The sequence below is a fragment of the Mycobacterium sp. URHD0025 genome, assembly GCF_000426065.1.
Classification (GTDB): Bacteria; Actinomycetota; Actinomycetes; order Mycobacteriales; family Mycobacteriaceae; genus Mycobacterium.
In genome coordinates, this window is sequence record NZ_KE384491.1 from 191363 (window position 1) to 210642 (window position 19280).

General features: G+C 67.3%; 14 protein-coding genes. 4 read left to right on the forward strand and 10 right to left on the reverse strand.

The features are described 5' to 3' along the window. Window positions 1-11 precede the first annotated feature (11 nt). From H977_RS0129340 to H977_RS0129350, 3 genes are read right to left on the reverse strand one after another with little or no spacing between them, the layout of a single operon-like run. Window positions 12-1379 carry an aldehyde dehydrogenase family protein gene (locus H977_RS0129340; RefSeq protein WP_029111198.1) on the reverse strand — a complete coding sequence of 456 codons (1368 nt, stop codon included), beginning with the start codon at window positions 1377-1379 and terminating at the stop codon, window positions 12-14. Then, complete coding sequence (locus tag H977_RS0129345) at window positions 1376-2083, reverse strand: gamma-glutamyl-gamma-aminobutyrate hydrolase family protein (RefSeq protein ID WP_036477900.1); 708 nt, start codon at window positions 2081-2083, stop codon at window positions 1376-1378. Before H977_RS0129345 ends, H977_RS0129340 begins: the two co-directional genes overlap by 4 nt. 34 nt (window positions 2084-2117) lie before the next feature. After that, complete coding sequence (locus tag H977_RS0129350) at window positions 2118-3485, reverse strand: glutamine synthetase family protein (RefSeq protein ID WP_029111200.1); 1368 nt, start codon at window positions 3483-3485, stop codon at window positions 2118-2120. Window positions 3486-3674: 189 nt separating this feature from the next. Between H977_RS0129350 and H977_RS0129355 the strand changes: the two genes are divergently transcribed. After that, complete coding sequence (locus H977_RS0129355) at window positions 3675-5264, forward strand: amino acid permease (RefSeq protein ID WP_029111201.1); 1590 nt, start codon at window positions 3675-3677, stop codon at window positions 5262-5264. Here H977_RS0129355 and H977_RS0129360 read toward each other — a convergent pair whose 3' ends face one another. Further along, window positions 5265-8591 (reverse strand): DEAD/DEAH box helicase, encoded by a 3327-nt coding sequence (locus H977_RS0129360; RefSeq protein ID WP_029111202.1) that lies wholly within the window; start codon window positions 8589-8591, stop codon window positions 5265-5267. 107 nt (window positions 8592-8698) lie between these two features. Between H977_RS0129360 and H977_RS0129365 the strand changes: the two genes are divergently transcribed. Further along, complete coding sequence (locus H977_RS0129365; protein WP_029111726.1) at window positions 8699-10504, forward strand: N-acetylglutaminylglutamine amidotransferase; 1806 nt, start codon at window positions 8699-8701, stop codon at window positions 10502-10504. Beyond that, window positions 10501-12291 (forward strand): N-acetylglutaminylglutamine synthetase, encoded by a 1791-nt coding sequence (ngg, locus tag H977_RS0129370; RefSeq protein ID WP_036477666.1) that lies wholly within the window; start codon window positions 10501-10503, stop codon window positions 12289-12291. Before H977_RS0129365 ends, ngg begins: the two co-directional genes overlap by 4 nt. A gap of 84 nt (window positions 12292-12375) precedes the next feature. Here the strand turns inward: ngg and H977_RS0129375 are convergent, their stop codons facing one another. The 4 genes from H977_RS0129375 to map all read right to left on the reverse strand — a co-directional run bounded on the left by H977_RS0129375 (window position 12376) and on the right by map (window position 16135). Further along, window positions 12376-12939, reverse strand: a complete 564-nt coding sequence (locus H977_RS0129375) for an alpha/beta fold hydrolase (protein ID WP_029111204.1) — start codon at window positions 12937-12939, stop codon at window positions 12376-12378. 63 nt (window positions 12940-13002) lie between these two features. After that, on the reverse strand, window positions 13003-13674 hold the full coding sequence (locus H977_RS0129380) for a hypothetical protein (protein WP_036477670.1): 672 nt from the start codon (window positions 13672-13674) through the stop codon (window positions 13003-13005). A 9-nt stretch (window positions 13675-13683) separates the two neighbouring features. Then, window positions 13684-15189 carry a cobyric acid synthase gene (locus H977_RS0129385; protein ID WP_029111206.1) on the reverse strand — a complete coding sequence of 502 codons (1506 nt, stop codon included), beginning with the start codon at window positions 15187-15189 and terminating at the stop codon, window positions 13684-13686. 88 nt (window positions 15190-15277) lie between these two features. After that, the gene (gene map, locus H977_RS0129390; RefSeq protein ID WP_029111207.1) at window positions 15278-16135 is read right to left on the reverse strand and encodes a type I methionyl aminopeptidase; all 858 of its coding nucleotides are present in this window, start codon (window positions 16133-16135) and stop codon (window positions 15278-15280) included. Window positions 16136-16251: 116 nt separating this feature from the next. On the opposite strand from map, the gene H977_RS0129395 reads away from it, so the two are divergent. Then, the gene (locus H977_RS0129395) at window positions 16252-16632 is read left to right on the forward strand and encodes a PaaI family thioesterase (protein WP_029111208.1); all 381 of its coding nucleotides are present in this window, start codon (window positions 16252-16254) and stop codon (window positions 16630-16632) included. 27 nt (window positions 16633-16659) lie between these two features. Here the strand turns inward: H977_RS0129395 and H977_RS0129400 are convergent, their stop codons facing one another. Together H977_RS0129400 and H977_RS0129405 are read right to left on the reverse strand one after the other, a co-directional pair. Beyond that, window positions 16660-17247: a DUF1707 SHOCT-like domain-containing protein gene (locus tag H977_RS0129400; protein WP_029111209.1), complete on the reverse strand. Its 588-nt coding sequence runs from the start codon at window positions 17245-17247 to the stop codon at window positions 16660-16662. 23 nt (window positions 17248-17270) lie between these two features. Then, window positions 17271-19094 carry a penicillin-binding transpeptidase domain-containing protein gene (locus tag H977_RS0129405; RefSeq protein WP_029111210.1) on the reverse strand — a complete coding sequence of 608 codons (1824 nt, stop codon included), beginning with the start codon at window positions 19092-19094 and terminating at the stop codon, window positions 17271-17273. Window positions 19095-19280 lie beyond the last annotated feature (186 nt).

Below are 19280 nucleotides of genomic sequence, written 5' to 3' on the forward strand. Positions count from 1 at the left end.
GCTGCGAATCTCTACTGTGAGTCTTGGACGGCGATGAAGACGTTCTTTGTCTCGGTGAACGACAGTGGCGCGTCGGGCCCCAACTCGCGTCCCAGCCCGGACTGCTTGAAACCGCCGAACGGTGTGTTGTAGCGCACCGACGAGTGCGAATTGACGCTGAGATTGCCCGCTTCCACCGCCCGCGACACCCGGAGGGCACGCGAGAGATTATCGGTCCAGATCGAGCCCGACAATCCGTAGGGAGTGTCGTTGGCCAGTGCGATCGCATCGGCCTCGTCGTCGAAGGCGAGCACCGTCACCACCGGGCCGAAGATCTCGTCGGTCACCGTCCGGTCGGTGCGCTCCGGCGTCAAAACCGTTGGAGGGAACCAGAACCCTGGGCCGTCGGGGGCGCTGCCCCGGAATGCCACCGGGGCGCCGTCGGGCACATAGGCCGACACCGACTCCCAATGCGGACGTGAGACCAGAGGCCCCATCTCGGTGTCGCGCACCGTGGGGTCCCCGACGGCAACACCTTTGACCGCCGGTTCCAGCAGTTCCATGAATCGGTCGTAGACGCTGCGCTGCACCAAGATCCGGCTACGCGCACAGCAATCCTGCCCGGCGTTGTCGAACACCCCGTACGGCGCGGTGGCCGCAGCCTTCTCCAGGTCGCAATCGTCGAACACGATGTTGGCGCTCTTGCCGCCCAGTTCCAGTGTCACGCGCTTGACCTGAGCCGCGGCCCCGGCCATCACCCGCATGCCCACCTCGGTGGATCCGGTGAACACCACCTTGCGCACACCGGGATGCGTGACGAAGCGCTCTCCCACCACCGCGCCCCGGCCCGGCAGCACCTGGAAGAGCCCCGCCGGCAGCCCCGATTCGATGGCGAGCTCCCCGAGCCGGATGGAGGTGAGCGGGGTCCACTCAGCGGGCTTGAGCACGACCGCGTTCCCGGCCGCCAACGCCGGGGCAAAACCCCACGCGGCGATGGTCATCGGGAAATTCCACGGCGTGATGATCCCGACGACGCCCAGCGGCTCGTTGAACGTGACATCGAGCCCGCCGGCCACCGGGATCTGTTTGCCGCTCAACCGTTCCGGGGCGGCCGAATAGAACTGCAGGACATCACGGACGTGCCCGGCCTCCCACTCGGCCTGACCGATCGGGTGCCCGGAGTTGGCCACCTCCAGGGCGGCCAGCTCGTCGATGTGGGCGTCGACGACGGCGGCGAACGCACGCAGCGCCGCGGCCCGGTCGGCGGGCGCCAGCCGGGCCCACGACCGTTGTGCCACGGCGGCACGGGCCACCGCATCGTCGACGCCATCCACGTCCAGGTGATCGACGGTGGTCAGCACCTGCTCGGTGGCGGGGTTGACGACCTGACTGGATGTCATGAGACCCTTTCTGTCGCATAGGTTCTGGCCGCTTCGACCACCGCGGCGAACAGCCGCAGATCGTCGAGGGTTTCCTCCGGATGCCATTGCACGCCGACGACGAAGGCGTCGCCGAGCAGCTCGACCGCCTCGACCACGCCGTCGGTGTCACGTGCGCTGACCACCAGGCCGTCACCCAGCTCGTCGATGGCCTGGTGGTGATAGCACTGCGCGTCGGATGTCTCGCCGATCAGATCGGCCAGCCGGGTGCCGGGCACGGTGTGCACCGCCGAGGTGCCGAATACCGCATCGCCCTTCTGATGGTGGGTGTGCCCGATCACGTCGGGCAGGTGCTGGTGCAGGGTGCCGCCCAGAGCGGTGTTGAGCACCTGCGCGCCCCGGCACACCCCGAGCACCGGAATACCGCGCCGCAGTGCCGCTTCCAGAAGCGCGAACTCCCAGTCGTCACGCGCGGTGGCCGGCTCGTTGGTGGTCGGATGCGGCTTCTGTCCGTAGCGCGCCGGATCGACGTCCGGGCCCCCGGTGAGCACCAGACCGTCGATGCTGTCGAGCACCCGGTCGGCGATGTCGTGGTCCACCGGCTGCGGCGCCAGCAGCAGCGCAACGCCGCCGGCACGGGTGACACCTTCGAAGTAGATCTGGGGTAGGAAGCTCGCCTGCACGTCCCACACACCGGTCTGCGCCCGCTGCAGATAGGTGGTCATGCCGATGACCGGGCGCACCGGGCGTGCACCCGTCTCAGAGCCGCTCAAAGCCACGCACCCTTTCCCAGTCGGTCACCGACGAGTTGAAAGCCACCAGTTCGACCCGCGCGTTGTTGAGGTAGTGCTCGACGACGTCGTCACCGAACGCGGTGCGCGCCACCTCGGATTTCTCGAACAGCTCGGCCGCCGCGGCCAGTGTGGTGGGCAACCGTTGCGCCTCACTGGCATAGGCGTTGCCCGGTAACGGATCGGTCAGCGTCAACTCGTGATCGATGCCGTACAGGCCACCGGCGATCAGCGCCGAGACCGCCAGGTACTGATTGACGTCACCGCCGGGCGCCCGGCATTCGACGCGCATGCCGGAGCCGTGGCCGACCACACGCAGCGCGCAGGTGCGGTTGTCCAGCCCCCAGGCGACAGCCGTGGGCGCGAAGCTTCCGTCGGCGAACCTCTTGTAGGAGTTGATGTTCGGCGCGTACATGAGCGTCAGTTCGCGCAACGTGGCCAACTGGCCGGCCACGAAGCTGCGGAACAACGGCGACATCCCGTGCGCGTCGTCGGGGTCGGCGAACACCGTACTGCCGTCCTCGCCGCGCAGCGAGATGTGGATGTGGCAGCTGTTGCCCTCGCGCTCATCGAATTTCGCCATGAACGTCAGGCTCTTGCCGTGCTGCTCGGCGATCTCCTTGGCACCGTTCTTGTAGATGGTGTGGTTGTCACACGTGGTGCGGGCGTGGTCGTAGCGGAACGCGATCTCCTGCTGGCCCAGGTTGCACTCGCCCTTGACGCCCTCGCAATACAACCCGGCACCCTCCATGCCGCGCCGGATGTCGCGCAGGAGCGGCTCCATCCGGGTGGATGCCATCACGGCGTAGTCGACGTTGTAGTCGGTGGCCGGTGTCAGATCGCGGTAACCCGCGGCCCAGGCCTCACGGAACGTGTTGTCGAACACCATGAATTCGAGCTCGGTACCGACGTACGGAATCAGCGTGCGCTCGGCCAGGCGGTCGATCTGGCGATTGAGGATGCTGCGCGGCGCCTGCTCGACAGGACGTCCGTCGAGCCACGACAGATCGGCCATCACCAGCGCGGTGCCGGGTAGCCACGGGATCAGCCGCAGGGTGGTGAAGTCGGCGGTCATCACCATGTCGCCGTACCCGGTGTCCCAACTCGACATCGAGTAACCGCCCACGGTGTTCATGTCCACATCCACCGAGAGCAGATAGTTACAGCACTCGGCGCCGTGCGCGGCGACCTCCTCGACGAACAGCCGGCCGGAAACCCGCTTGCCCGTGAGCCGGCCCTGCATATCGCAGAACGCGACGATCACGGTGTCGATCTCACCGGCGGCCACCATTTGCTCCAGGTCGGCCTGTGCCAGCATGCCGGGGTTCTGGCTCATTGCGCACCCTCCTGCCCGTGTGGGGCTCGCCGGCCAACTCGCCCTCAAGCCGACCATTGTCTCGCCTATGACCTGACGATCGTGCCCCGATTTAGCATGATTGTCACGCCCAAAAGGTAGGACAGCAGACCAATAACGCTCTATTCTCCGTGTTCAGATCGCCCACCGCCCTGCACACGAGGAGCCGCCATGCCCGAGGGGCACGAAGAACCCATCGCTCATCTCAGTGACGACGAACAACATCTCGCCAAGCTCGGCTACGTCCAGGAACTTCAACGGTCCTGGTCCGGATTCTCCAACTTCGCCATCTCGTTCTCGATCATCTCGATCCTGGCGGGCTGCTTCACCTCGTTCGGGCTCGGCTGGAACAACGGCGGACCGGCCGCCATCGCCTGGGGCTGGCCGATCCTCTCGGTGTTCATCCTCATCATCGGGTTCTGCCTGGCCGAACTCGTCTCCGCCTATCCCACCTCGGGCGGAATCTATTGGTGGGCATCCAAACTGGGCGGTCCCAAGGCCGGCTTCTACACCGGCTGGCTCAACCTCATCGGGCTGATCGCGATTCTGGCGTCGGTGTCCTACGGCAGCGCGACATTCCTTGACCTGACCCTGGGCACCTTCAGTGAAACCTGGCTGGCCGGTTACAGCCTGACCCGGGTGTTCATCATGTTCCTGATCATTCTGGCGGCCTCGGCCGTGATCAACATCTTCTCGTCGCACCTGCTGGCGGTCATCAACAATGTCTCGGTGTGGTGGCATGTCGCGGGCGCCACCGCGGTGATCGCCATTCTCTGGCTGCTCCCGGACCAACACGCAAGCGTCTCCGATGTTTTCGCCAAGACCATCAACAACTCCGGGATCTTTTCCGGCTCCACCAATGGTTGGGGCTTCCTGCTTTTCGTGCTGCCGATCTCGGCCATCCTGACCCAATACACCATCACGGGATATGACGCGTCCGCGCATCTGTCCGAAGAGACGAAGAGCGCGGCAAATGCCGCCGCGAAGGGGATTTGGCAGTCGATCTTCTACTCGGCGATCGGCGGCTGGATCCTGTTGCTCTCGTTCCTGTTTGCCGTGCAGAACTCTGACGAGGTGTCGGCCAACGGCGGAGCGGTCGCGACCATCTTCACCCAGGCGCTGACATCGAAATGGGCCGGCGTGGTGCTGCTGATCGCCACCGCGGGTCAGCTGTTCTGCACCACCGCCTGCCAGACCAGTGCATCGCGCATGCTGTTCGCATTCAGCCGGGACCGCGCAGTGCCCGGGCACCAACTGTGGTCGAAGGTCAACGCGACGCGTGTGCCGGCCAATGCCGTCATGATCACCGCGGTGATCGCGGCGATCATCACACTGCCTGCCATCGTGCCGGTGAAGATTCCGGTCAACGGTGTGGAGGTGCCCTCACCGGTGGCGTTCTATGCGGTCGTCTCGATCGGAGTGGTCGGGCTCTACCTGTGCTTCGCAGTGCCGATCTACTACCGGTGGAAGGCCGGTGGCTCCTTCGAGCAGGGCCGCTGGAACGTCGGCAACAGGTACAAGTGGATGGCACCGGTGGCGATCATCGAGATCATCGTGACTTCCATCATCGCGATGTTCCCGACCTCGCTGGGCGGCATGCCGTGGGACCCGAGCTTCCAATGGAAGTTCGTGAACTACACCCCGCTGCTGGTCGGCGGCGTGCTGGTGTTGCTGTTCGTCTACTGGCACGTGTCGGTGAAGCACTGGTTCACCGGTCCGATCAAGCAGGTGGACGCCCCGACGGCTGAACTGCCCGGCTGATCACCCCAGCAGTTCGCGGATGTCGGAGGCGGAGATGGTGGAGCCGAACAGATCTCCGTCATCGACGACGGCGGCGAACAGGGCCCGCTTGCGGTCCTGCAGGGCGACCACCTTCTCCTCGATGGTGTTCTCCGCGACCAGACGGTAGACGCTGACCGGCCGGGTCTGCCCGATGCGGTGGGCCCGGTCGACGGCCTGCGCCTCGGCGGCCGGGCTCCACCACGGGTCGCACAGGAAGCAGTAGTCGGCGGCGGTGAGGTTGAGCCCGAAGCCGCCCGCCTTCAGGCTGATCAGAAACACCTGCTTGGTACCGTCGCCGAATTCCTCGATGGCTCTGGCCCTTCCGTCCGAATCGACGGAGCCGTCGAGGTAGCTGTAGGCGATACCCGCCGAGTCCAGGTGGGCCCGCACGATGGCGAGGAATCCGGTGAATTGGCTGAACACCAATGCGCTGTGTCCCTCGGCGACCAACTGATCGAGTTGTTCGACCAGGAAGTCGATCTTGGCCGAGCCCACCGAGCGTGCGGAGTCGTCGACCAACCCCGGATGCAGACTCAACTGCCGCAGCAGGGTCAGCGACCGGAAGATCTGGAATCGGTTCTTCTCCCAGTCCCCCAGCAGTCCCAGCACCTTCTGCCGTTCCCTGGCCAGCCGGGTGTCGTAGATCTTGCGATGTTTGGCGCTCAGCCCGATGGTGAGGACCTGCTCGCTCTTCGGCGGAAGCTCGCGGACCACCTGGCTTTTGGTCCGACGCAGCAGCACCGGCTTGATCCGCCGGCGCAGTACCGGGAGCAGGTCGCCGGCCTGACCCGATTCGATCGGCTTGCGGAAATACGTCTCGAACACCTTCGGCGACGGAAACAGCCCGGGCACCGTGATCGACAGCAGCGACCACAACTCCATCAGGTTGTTCTCCATCGGGGTGCCGGTGATCGCCAGCTTGAACGGCACATCGAGCAGCCGTGCGGCCTGATGGGTCTTGCTGTGGTGGTTTTTCACGAACTGCGCTTCGTCGAGAACCATTCCGGCCCAAGTGATCTGTGAATAGGCGGCGACATCCATGCGTAGCAGCGTGTAGGAGGTGACGACGATATCCGCCTCGGCCACCTGCTCGGCCAATCCCATGGCTGCCCGCGCATCGGTGGCCGTCACCACCACCGCGTTCAGCCCCGGAGTGAACTTGCGGCACTCGGCCACCCAGTTGCGCGCCACACTCGTCGGCGCCACCACCAGGAACTTGCCTGCCCCGCCCGTCACCGCGCGGGCGATGAGCGCCAAGGTCTGCACGGTCTTTCCCAGGCCCATGTCATCGGCGAGGACTCCGCCGATCCCGTTGTCCCACAGAAACGACAGCCAATCCAGCCCGTCACGCTGGTAGTCGCGCAGTTCGGCATCGAGGCCCGCGGGGAGGTCGACGGGGACCGGAGGACGGGCCGCGGCCAGCCGCGCCAGGTTGGCCCGCCACCGGCCCAGTTGCTCGTCGACGACACCGAGCTCGAGCAGTTCGTCCCACAGGGTGATGTTCATCGACGCGGCATTGACCCGGTCCCCGTCGATCTCGCCGAGGGCACGCGCCTCGTCGAGCAAGGCTCTCAACCGGACCAGCTCGGGCGTGTCCAGCCGGAAGTAGATGCCGGACGGAAGCAACATGTGTGTTGCCCCGGAGGACAATTCGCGAATCACGTCGGCCAGGGCAACCGTCTCGCCGTCAACGCTCACGGTGACGTTCAGGCTGAACCAATCCCCCGGAAGCGAGGTGTCCCCGGAGAACGACAGGACCGGATCGGCCCCGGCGGCGCGGTACCGCTCATCGGCGTCGAGCGTCAGATCGGCGAAACAGTCCAGCTCGGGCAAGGTTTGATCGCACAGCACCGCGGCCTCCACCAGGGTGAGGTTCACCCCGCCCAGGAGTGTCTGCCGGGACGCCACCGCCACCGCATCCCGGGCGCTCGCGGCGTTGACGATGGCGCGCATCTCGTGGACGGCCTCGGTGTCCAGTGTCGTGGTGATCCGGCGGTTCACATGCTGTGTCGCTTGCCGTTTCCAGTCCTGCGCGGCCGCTGCGACCGCCTGCAACGCGGGCGTCACCCGCTGCCAGAGCACCTCTTCGGCGGCGGCATCCCGGTAACCGATCAATCCCGCCGACGACATCGGGTCGAAGTCGTGATGCTGATCGTTGACTTGGTAGCGCGTACTCCAGAACGCCCGTGCGCCGCCGTCGGCCACCTTGACCGTCAGAGCGGGCATCGGACCCGTGATGGTCGGCGGGACGAACAGACCGTCGGCGACTTCCGTGTCCACGGTGCCGGCCAGGCGCGGCAGGATGTCGACGGCGAGTTCGCGCGCCATATCGGCCGGGATGTGCACCTCCTCGTGGTGGCCCAGCAACTCGGCCATGGTGCGACCCGGCACCGGGTCGAAGGCGCCCAGGCGCAGTACCGAATCGACGACCTGGAACATCCCGTGCGGAGCGGGCATCCCGATCAGTCCGACGCCGTCGGGCTCGCTGTCCTCTCCGTCGACGATCAGTGCCACCGACATCACCGCCCCGCCACCGCTCTCGGCGGCGAAGTCCAACCGCAGGTGGACGTTCTTGACCAATTCGACCGCACGGATCCCGCTCGCGGCGTCGGCCAGAACCGTCACCCCCGCATCCAGCACCTCGTCGAGCCGGGGCCACAGCGTCGCAGGCATTCCGTTGAGCAGCATCCCGTCGCTGCCGTGCGATGGGTAGTACCGCTCCATCTCCGACACCAGCGCCCGCACCGCCCGGTACTGGTCACGGTCGAACTCGCCCGGCTCGGGATGATCCATGACGCGCCGCCACGTCAATGCCCGGGTGATCCAGGTGCCCCGCTTCCCCAGCGTCAGCGGACGCAGCGTCAGCAATGTCCCCGGGCGGTAACGCGTCGGGGCACCCACGGAGAACTCCAGCGCGATCGGTTTGCCACCACCCGCGGGAACCGCCACCTCGTCGAGCACCTTGTCGAGCAGGTAGCGCCAGCGCTCGACCGGCGGGGCGGCCGGGTCGGCGGGTGAGGCCGCCGTCACCAGGGCGACCGCGTGTTTGCAGAACGAGCCGACCGGGCATGAACACAGAGCCCATTCGACGACAGCCCGGCTGCCCGGTGACAGCCCGACCTCAAGGACATAGAGCTGACCATGCGACCCCACGCACCGTCCACGCAGCAGGCGCTCGGCGTCATCGAACTCGATGTCACGCACGCGGCCCTCGGCGGCATAGCGCTCACCCCGCACGGTCGCCTGCGCGCCGAAATCGCGAATCAGCTCGTCACGAGCTATCCGGAAGCCGAATCCAGGCCTCATGCGAGGAGAATACGGCTGACTGCCGACAAGACCGGGACACACCGTCGCGACGGGCCGACCCACCTTGGGTGCGACACCGCAGCGAGATCCTTGTAGGGTCGATATCGATGTGTGGAGCCGCCGGGGAGGTGCGTCTCGATGGCCGGACACCGGATATTTCCGCGGTGTCGGCCATGGCTGACGCGATGGCACCCAGAGGTCCGGACGCGGCCGGTGTGTGGTCGCAAGGCCGGGTCGCGCTGGGTCACCGCCGCCTGAAAATCATTGACCTGACCGAAGCGGGCGCCCAGCCCATGGTTGATCCCGAACTCGGGTTGACCGTTTGCTGGAACGGCTGCATCTACAACTATCAGGAGCTGCGCCGCGAACTGTCGGGGCACGGGTACCGCTTTTTCTCGCACAGCGACACCGAAGTGCTGCTCAAGGCCTATCACCACTGGGGTGACCGGTTCGTCGAGCACCTGATGGGGATGTTCGCGTTCGCGATCGTCGAGCGTGACACCGGCCGCGTGCTCCTGGGCCGCGATCGGCTGGGCATCAAGCCGCTGTACATCACCGAGGACACGCACCGGATCCGGTTCGCGTCCTCGCTGCCCGCCCTTTTGGCGGGCGGTGGCGTCGACACCCGGATCGATCCGATCGCGCTGCACCACTACCTCACGTTCCATTCGGTGGTGCCGCCCCCGCTGACGATCCTGCAGGGCATCAAGAAGGTGCCGCCCGCCTCGGTGGTCGCGATCGAACCCGACGGCAGCCGGCACACCACGGTGTACTGGTCGCCGGACTTCACCCGGCACGCCGACCGGGCCGACTGGTCGGAACGGGATTGGGAAGACGCGGTCCTTGAGTCGCTGCGGCGCGCGGTCGAGCGACGGCTCGTGGCCGACGTGCCCGTCGGATGTCTGCTGTCCGGCGGCGTCGATTCCAGCCTGATCGTCGGACTGCTCGCCGAGGCCGGCCAGCACGGTCTGTCCACCTTCTCGATCGGCTTCGAGTCGGTCGGCGGGGTGGCCGGTGACGAGTTCAAGTACTCCGACATCATCGCCGAGCATTTCGAGACCGACCATCACCAGATCCGCATCGGCACCGACCGCATGCTGCCCGCTCTCGACGGCGCCATCGCCGCGATGAGCGAGCCGATGGTCAGCCACGACTGCGTGGCCTTCTATCTGCTGAGCCAGGAAGTCGCCAAACACGTCAAGGTGGTGCAGTCGGGGCAGGGCGCCGACGAGGTCTTCGCCGGTTACCACTGGTATCCGCCGATGGCCGAGCCGGGCGCAGCCGGCCTCGACGGCTCCGTGGCCAGTTACCGCGGCGCGTTCTTCGACCGTGACAGCACGGGCGTGAGCGCGCTGATCAGCGAGGCATACCGGACCGACGGCGATCCCAGCGGGGTGTTCGTCACCGAGCATTTCGCCGCGCCGGGAGCGCAGACGGGTGTGGACCGGGCGTTGCGTCTGGACACGACCGTGATGCTGGTCGACGATCCGGTCAAGCGGGTCGACAACATGACCATGGCATGGGGCCTGGAAGGCCGCGTGCCGTTCCTCGATCACGAACTCGTCGAATTGGCCGCCACCTGCCCGCCGGGCCTGAAGACGGCGTACGGGGGCAAAGGTGTGCTCAAACAGGCTGCGCGCCGGGTGATTCCGTCAGCGGTGATCGATCGTCCGAAGGGCTACTTCCCGGTCCCGGCGCTGACCCACCTCGAGGGGCCGTACCTGGATATGGTCCGCGATGCGCTGTATGCGCCAGAAGCCAAGGAGCGCGGCCTGTTTCGGCCCGACGCCGTCGACCGGTTGCTGGCCGACCCGAACGGCAGGCTCACCCCGCTGCGGGGTAACGAGTTGTGGCAGATCGCGCTGCTCGAGTTGTGGCTGCAGCGCCACGGTGTGACGGGGGCCGCGGCGTGACCGCAACTGACCATGACGCGTCGGCTGCCTCGTTTGGATCTGATGATCACACCGAGGCGATAACGCTGGGGCTGCACGATGCCTCGCCGCAACACCTGGTCGACGCCATGGCCGATGACGTGGTGCTCGAACTGGGTTGGGGCCGCCTCATCTTCGGGCAGACCTTCGCCGACCCCGAGCAACTTGCCGAGGTGTTGCAGCAGGAAGGCCCGGGCCGGCGCGACATCTGCATCTACGCCCGTGAATCGCACGTGCTGATCGCCCGCTCCCCCGCCGAGCTGTTCATCGACCCGAGTCACACGTACCGGTTGCGGTTCACCGACGAGTTCACGGCCGCCGAGCCCCTCGGGTTCACCGTGCGCACCCTGCAGACGCCGAGCGACGCGGACGCGATGAACCGCGTGTACGTGCGGTGCGGGATGGTGCCCGCGCCCGTCGATGTCATCTGGCACAACCACACCCTGACCCCGGCCGTGGTCTACCTGGTCGCGGTGCGCGACGATGACGGCACCGTGGTGGGCACGGTCACCGGCGTCGACCACAAGCGCCTGTTCGCCGACCCCGAGGACGGGTCGAGCCTGTGGAGCCTGGCCGTGGACCCCGCGGCCGGCCTGCCCGGCGTCGGAGATGCGCTGACCCGCACGCTGGCCGGAATCTTCCGGGAGCGGGGCCGGGCGTACCTGGATCTGTCAGTGGCACATGACAATTCCGCGGCGATCGGGCTGTACGAGAAGTTGGGTTTCCAGCGCGTCCCGGTGCTGGCCGTCAAGCGCAAGAACGCGATCAACGAGCCGTTGTTCACCCACCCGCCCGAAACGGTCGACGATCTGAATCCGTATGCACGCATCATCGCCGACGAGGCGATGCGTCGCGGCATCCGGGTCGAGGTGCTCGACGCGGGTGCGGGCGAGATGCGGCTGTCCCACGGCGGCCGCACGGTCATCACCCGAGAGTCGCTGTCGGAGTTCACTTCCGCGGTGGCGATGGCCCGATGCGACGACAAGCGCCAGACCCGTCGGATCGTCTCCGAAGCGGGCATCTCGGTGCCCAAGGGCCGGCTGGCGACTTTCGACCACGAAGACCACGACTTTTTGTCCGAAGTCAGCGATGTGGTGGTCAAGCCCACCCGCGGCGAGCAGGGTAAGGGCATCACCGTCGGGGTGGACGGCAGCGAAGAGCTGGACGCGGCGTTGCACCGGGCTCGCGAGCAGTATCCCGAGGTGCTGATCGAGCAGCGGGCCGCCGGCGACGATCTTCGTCTGGTGGTGATCGACGGCAAGGTGGTGGCCGCGGCGATCCGCAGGCCCGCCGAGGTCGTCGGCACCGGAAAGCACACCGTGGGCGAGCTGATCGAGGCCCAGTCACGGCGCCGGTCGGCGGCCACCGGCGGGGAATCACGCATCCCGATCGACGACGTCACCGTGGGAACGGTCGCCGATGCCGGTTGGTCGTTCGACGACGTACTGCCCGAGGGCGAGCGCCTACGGGTGCGCCGGACGGCGAATCTGCATCAGGGCGGGACGATTCACGACGTCACCGCGGAGGTGAACCCCGAGCTGTGCCGAGTTGCCGTGACCGCGGCAGCGGCCATCGGTATCCCCGTGACGGGGATCGATCTACTGGTGCCCGATGTCACGGGCCGGGAGTACGTCTTCATCGAAGCCAATGAACGCCCGGGGCTGGCCAATCACGAGCCGCAGCCGACGGCCGCGGCGTTCGTGGACTTTCTGTTTCCGCAGCAGCCGGGGTTGCCGCAAGCCTGGACGCCTTCCGAGGCGGCTGACTGAGCGCTTGCGCGAAGGCAGGCCGCCGAGTATCGAGCCCAGTGGCGGCTGACTGAGCGCTTGCGCGAGGTGGGGACTGAGCGCTGGTCACCAACTACTGGTGCGCAGCACGATCTCGGCGGCCAGTTGCGCGGTCGAGTCGCCGGCGCTGCGGCGACCGGCTATCTCCACAAGCCGGAAGTCGCCGTACACGTAGCGTTGGCTGGCCTTGGCGACGGCGCGGGCCGCGGGTGTGCTGACGAGCACCGTGGTGTTCATCTCCACCGGCGGGCATTCGTCGTCGCGGACCGCGCCGGTGGCGTCGGCGACGCGAGGGTGGCCGCGATCCACCACCACCAGACCGATGAACTTGTCCAGCCGGGTCGCGGCGAGCTCCCAGGCGAGTTCTCCCCCGAGCCGGTCGCCGACCAGCAGCGCCCATTTGATGTTGAGTGAATCGAGAATGCCGACCACCGACTTGGCGGTGAGGCGGGGGTCGGGACCGATGATCACAGTGCGCAGTGAAGCGGTGTGCAGGCGCCGGCAGATCGGCTCGTACGCGGCCGGGCCGTGATGGCCTGCGCTCAGCACCACCACGGTGGAACCCTTCTCGGGCCCCGAGACGTCGACGGGTGTGGTGTATCCGTCGATCGTCGCGACGGTCGTAAGCATTCGGACAAACTACCGTCCAGTAGCGGCGTGCGGGCCGGAATCACCATTGTCCTGACGCCTGCGTCAGCGGCCGGCCAGACGCTCGGCCTGGGCACCGAAAACATCCAGAAATGTCTGCGGCAATACACCTTTGGCGACGATCGACGGATTCTGCGCGGGGAACGCAATGCCGAAAACCGCCCAGTTGCCGACGTTTTCGAAGGCGAAGAAGATGCTCTGCTCACTACCGCCCAGCCGCATGGTCTGCTGATAGGCCAGCGCCGAGGCACGCGGTGCAGGCAACTTGGTGGTGGTCAACGGGATGCCTTTGTCCGCCGGATCGAAATAGGTGGAGAACTTCGCGCAGCGCTCCGCCGTGGCCGCCAACTGGTCCAGCGGTAGCGGCGAGGTCATCACGGTCAGCACCATGCGCGCCCCGTCGTATGCGGCGATGATCTGCGCGGCGCTGCCCGGACCCCGCTCCGCGGAGCCGGCGATCACTCTGGTCAGCCCGTCACTGCACCCGGCCGGTGTGGACAGCATCGGCGGCGGACCGGTTGGCTCGCCTGGGCCGGCGCCGTCGTCGGTGACCCGATCGATCTGCACGCCGGGCGGGAAGTCGGCGGGCGTCAGCAACACCTTCTCCAAGGTGGCGCCCGGCCAGGTGGGCGTACCGGCGATCACCGGCGCGCAGCCGGAGACGAGGAGTGCGGCCAGTCCCGCCAAAGCTGCCACCGATCGATGGCACCGAATCATCTGCCCAGGTTACCGGGGTGAAGCGAGCAGCGCAGTGCGCATCGTGGGCCGCGGTGGCGACCCGTGCCGCACGAGGTCGATCACCGCGTCGATGTCGAGATGGGCGGCCAGCAGGTCAGCCATCAGGTCCAGCTGCGCATCGCGGCGGCCCCGCACGTCGGTGTCGTCGGCAACCACGAATCCGTCCCGCCCGGCACTGTCGGCGATCTCGGTCAGCCAGGCCCGGCGCAACCGGTCGTTGTCGAGCAGACCGTGCCAATGGGTGCCGTAGACCGCGCCACGGCGCAGCCCGACGCCGAGCCAGTCATCGGCGCCCGCACGGGTCACCTGACCATGATGAATTTCGTAGCCCCACAGGGGTTCTTCCCAATGCCGCAGGGTCTTCTCGGCGGCGAACTCGATGTCGGCGTCGAGCAGACCCAGCCCCTCGACGCAGACCGCCGCGGACGCTCCCGCTTCCACGGCGTCGTCGATGCGACGGCACAGCATCTGGAATCCGCCGCACACCCCGAGCACGGGCCTGCCCTGTGCGGCGTGCGCGCCGATGGCCTCGGCCAGCCCGCGTTGACGCAGCCAGGCCAGATCGCTCACGGTGGCCTTACTCCCGGGGATCACCACAAGGTGTGCGCCTGCGAGATCGGCGGCGTCGGCGACCCACCGCACCACGACACCCGGCTCGCAGGCCAGCGCCTCGATGTCGGTGGAGTTGGAGATGCGGGGCAGTCGGATGGCGGCGACGGTGAGCGTCTGCGTGCCCTGGGGCGCTTGCGGTGTCCCCACCATGCCGCCCGGCCGGACCGACACGGAATCCTCGGTGTCCAGCCAAATTCCGTCGTCGAACGGGATCACCCCGTAGGTGGGGCGCCCGGTCAGCTCCTGCAGCCGGCGCAACCCGGGTTCCAGTAGGGCCGGATCACCGCGGAACTTGTTGACGATGAAACCGGCGATGAGCGCCTGATCCTCGGGCTCCAGGACGGCCACGGTGCCGTGCAGGTGGGCCAGCAGGCCGCCACGGTCGATGTCGCCCACCACGACCACCGGCAGGTCCGCGGCGCGGGCCAGCCCCATGTTGGCCAGGTCGGTGGCGCGCAGGTTGATCTCGGCCGGCGAGCCCGCACCTTCACAGATGACCACGTCGTATTCGGATCGCAGCGAGGCCAGTTCCTCGGCGACGACCGTGGCCAGCCGGTCCCGGTGGGTGAAGTAGTCGCCCGCGGCCACGGTTCCGGCCACCTGTCCCCGGATCACCAACTGCGACGTGCGGTCCCCGCCGGGCTTGAGCAGGATCGGGTTGAACCGGGTGCTCGGCGCCAGCCCGGCCGCACGGGCCTGCATGGCCTGGGCACGGCCGATCTCGCCGCCCTCGACGGTGACCGCCGAGTTGTTCGACATGTTCTGTGCCTTGAACGGCGCCACGGACAGGCCCTTGCGGGCCAGGAGCCGGCAGAGGGCCGCCACGACCATCGACTTGCCGGCGTCGGAGGTGGTCCCCGCGACAAGCAGCGCCCCGCTCATTTTCCGTGCGTTCCTTGTACGACCAGTCCCCCGCAAGCGGGAGGTGCCCCCAGTGAACACCCCCAAAAATGGCGATTTGAGGGGGTTTTCACGGCAGGGTCAGGATCTCGGCGCCGTCCTCGGTGACCACCAGGGTGTGCTCGAACTGAGCGGTCCACTTGCGGTCCTTGGTCACCACGGTCCACTCGTCGTCCCAGATCTCGTAGTCCAGTGAGCCGAGGTTGATCATGGGCTCGATGGTGAAGGTCATCCCCGGCTCGAGCACGGTCTCGACCGACGGCTGGTCATAGTGCAGCACCACCAGTCCGTTGTGGAACGTGGTGCCGATGCCGTGGCCGGTGAAATCGCGAACCACGTTGTAGCCGAACCGGTTTGCGTAAGCCTCGATGACGCGGCCGACGATGGACAGGGCCCTTCCCGGCTTGACCGCCTTGATGGCCCGCATGGTCGCTTCGTGAGTGCGCTCGACGAGCAGGCGGTGTTCCTCCGAAACGTCGCCGGCCAGGAAGGTGGCGTTGGTGTCGCCGTGGACCCCGTCGATGTAGGCGGTGACATCGATGTTCACGATGTCACCGTCCTCGATCACGGTCGAGTCAGGGATGCCGTGGCAGATGACCTCGTTCAGCGAGGTGCAGCAGGATTTGGGAAAGCCCTTGTAGCCCAACGTCGATGGATAGGCACCGTGGTCGGTCATGTAGTCGTGCGCGATGCGGTCCAGCTCGTCGGTGGTGACGCCCGGCGCCACGGCCTTGCCGGCCTCGGCCAGCGCTGCGGCCGCGATGCGTCCCGCGACGCGCATCTTCTCGATCACCTCAGGGGTCTGCACCCAGGGTTCGCTACCTTCGCGCACGGTGGGCTGCCAGGCATACTCCGGGCGCGGGATCGACTTGGGAACCGGCAGCGTTGGCGTGACCACGCCGGGGCGCAGGGCGGTACGAACAGGCATGTGGACAGCTTAATCGTCCGCTTACCTGCCGAGAGCGCTGCGGTGACATCCAGGGAGAGCGCCCCTCTCGGCAACCGGTAATGGTGTTACCGTACGGGGATGATCGAGGCGCGGCGATGACCGAAACCGCTCATGTGCTGGACCTGCTCGACTACCGCGAGGTGGAGTCGACCGCTGACCGGCTGGTCTTGGAGATGGACAACCGGCCCGACCTCGCCAACGTCCGCGGCGCCATGCAGGGCGGGCTCGTGGCCACCCTGATCGACATCGCCGCGGGCATGCTGGCCGGCAATGCCAGCGGTGTCGGTTACGACGTGACGACCGCCGATCTCAACATTCACTTCCTGGCGCCGATCATGGGCACGGCCCGCGCCGAGGCGAAGGTGGTGCGGGCGGGCAGACGACTGATCGTGACCTCGGTCGATGTCACCGACATCACCCGCGAACGGCTCGCCGCCCGCGCGACGCTGACGTTCGCCGTGCTCGAACCGCGGTGACGCGCGCCGCGCGCCGATACTGCCGGATCAGGACCGGCGCAGCATCAGCTTCCAATTCCGGCGCGGCCCCCGGATATCCACCGAACCGCACACCACCTTGCCGGTGAGGATGATGTGAGGGGTTCCCTCGGCCGGCGCGTCGCGGCGGTGATCGTCGGCGCTGCCCACGATCACCTCGACGTCATCGATCGACGCACTGGCGCCTTCGGGCAGCCGCAGCTCCACGGACCCGAATTTCATGTCCAGCTCGATGACCACCATCGGACCGGCGAACCGGGCCCTGGTCAGATCCAGCTCGACCGAGCCCATCCGGCGCACCAGCGCCAGCCGGGTCGGCACGGTCCATTCCCCCTGGCGTTTCAGCGAGCCGAGCACGCCCCGCAACTCGACCCGGTCGGTGGCGGTGGTGACGATCGCTCCGGGCCCCGGCAGGTCCCCCACCAACGCATCGAGGTCAGCATGCAGGCGGGCGTGCGACACCATCGCCGAGCGCTCCTCGAACTCGGCGATGTCGATCAGTCCGAGTGCGACGGCATTGTGCAGTCGCCGCAATGTGCCGTTGCGATCGGCATCTGAGACGCGCAGATCCACGGATTGGTCATTGATCCCTGTCATGGCAGGTTCAACGGTACCGCCGTTCAGGCCAGGTAGGCCGGGGGCAACCCGTCGAACATGGTCTTGCACATCCGCACCGCGTATTCCGAACTACCGCCGCCGACGATGAGCGCCGCAAAGGCCATGTCCCCGCGGTAGCCGGCGAACCAGGAATGCGAGCCGCCCAGGAATTCGGCCTCACCGGTCTTGCCGCGCACATCACCTAGCCCGTTGAGGTCCTTGGCCGTGCCGTTGGTCACCACCAGTCGCATCATCGGTCGCAGCCCGTCGACCATCTTCGGGCTGATCGGGGCCCCGGCGCGGTCGACCATCGTCTGGCGTCCCACGATGAGTTGCGGCACCGGCGTCTTGCCCGCGGCCACTGTGGCGGCGGCCAAGGCCATACCGAACGGGCTGACCAGAACCTTGCCCTGGCCGAAGCCGTCCTCGGTGCGCTCGGCCAGATCGACCGTCGGCGGCACCGAACCGGTCAGCGTGGAGATGCCGTCCACCTGATAGTCGGTGCCGATGCCGTAGCGTGCCGCGGCCTGGGTGAGACCGCGCGGCGGCATCCGGCTGGCGAGTTCGCCGAAGGTGGTGTTGCACGAATTGGCGAATGCCCGTGACAGCGGCACCGTGCCGAGGTCGAACGCGTCATAGTTGGTGACGGTCCGGTGCCCGATGTCGAGTGTGCCGGGGCAGCCCAAAAGTGTGTTGGGCGTTGCCATATCGCGCTCGATGGCGGCGCCCGCGGTGATCATCTTGAAGGTCGAGCCGGGTGGGAACTGTCCCATGGTCGCAAGCGGCCCGACGGCGTCGGCGGCCGCGTTCTGCGCCACCGCCAGGATCTCACCGGTGGACGGTTTGATCGCGACGATCATCGCCTGCTTGCCCGTGGTGTTGACGGCGTTCTGCGCGGCTTCTTGCACGGCGCGGTCGAGGCTGATCGTGATCGACGGGGCCGGATCGCCCGCGACCTCGTTGAGCACATCGACGTCGACGCCGTTCTGGTTGACCGACACCACCCGCCAGCCCGGCTGACCGTCGAGTTGGTCGGCCACCGACCGCTTGACCTCGTTGACGATCGCCGGGGCGAAAGACTCGTCGGTGGGCAACATTTCGGGCTGCGGGGTGACGACGACGCCCGGCAGCCGGCCGATCGCAGGCGCGACGCGGTCGTTGTCCGCTTGCTTCAGCGTGATCAGGCTCATCGGCTGTGCTGACGCGCTGGCCTGTTCGGCAAGTCGCTGGGGGTCGCCCAGGACTGGGTCGAAGCCCCGCAGCGCGTCGGCCACCGCCCGGGCCGTCGGCATCAGTGCGGCACCGGCCGCCCTGGCGTCCAACGCGAAGTGATAGATGTAGCCGGGCACCAGCACATCGGTTCCGCCGCGCTCGTTGACCGAGGCCCGTCGCGGCGCGTCGGCCCGCAGGGCAAAGGTCTGGTGCTCGCCCAGTTTCGGGTGCAGCCCGGTCGCGCTCCAGCGCACCTCCCAGCGGCCCTCGTCGCGGATCATGTTGAGCTGGCCGTCGTAGGTCCAGGTGCGGTCCTTCGGCAGGTGCCAGGTGTAGCGGTAGGTGACGCTGCCCGTGTCCTGGGCGTACTTCGACCCGATGATCTGTGCGTCCAGCCGGGTGGCCTGCAAGCCGTTCCACGCCTCGCTGAGGGCGGTCTTGGCATCCTCGGGCCGGTCGGCCAGTGCCGCGGCAGCCGCGGTGTCACCAGTGGCCAGTGCCGCGAAGAACTGCTCGGCAGTGGGCTCGGGCCCGTCGGGCCGCGGGGTGCAGGCGCTCAGCGCGGTTGCCCCCAGAACCACGAGGACAGCGAACAGGCCTGTGGTCCGTGTGACTGGTGATGTTTGAGTTGCCATTGAGGCTGATGTTAGAAACCTCGACGCCCGATTCGTCGGAGGCGCACCGATACCGAACCGAGACTCTCGCGAGATCTACCCCAACCCGACCTCCGCAGCGCCCCGCGATGACGGGTACCGGCGACCACCCGGCTGGATCACAGCCGCCCATTCCTACCCGGGGCGTCCGGGGCCAATTTCGAGCGG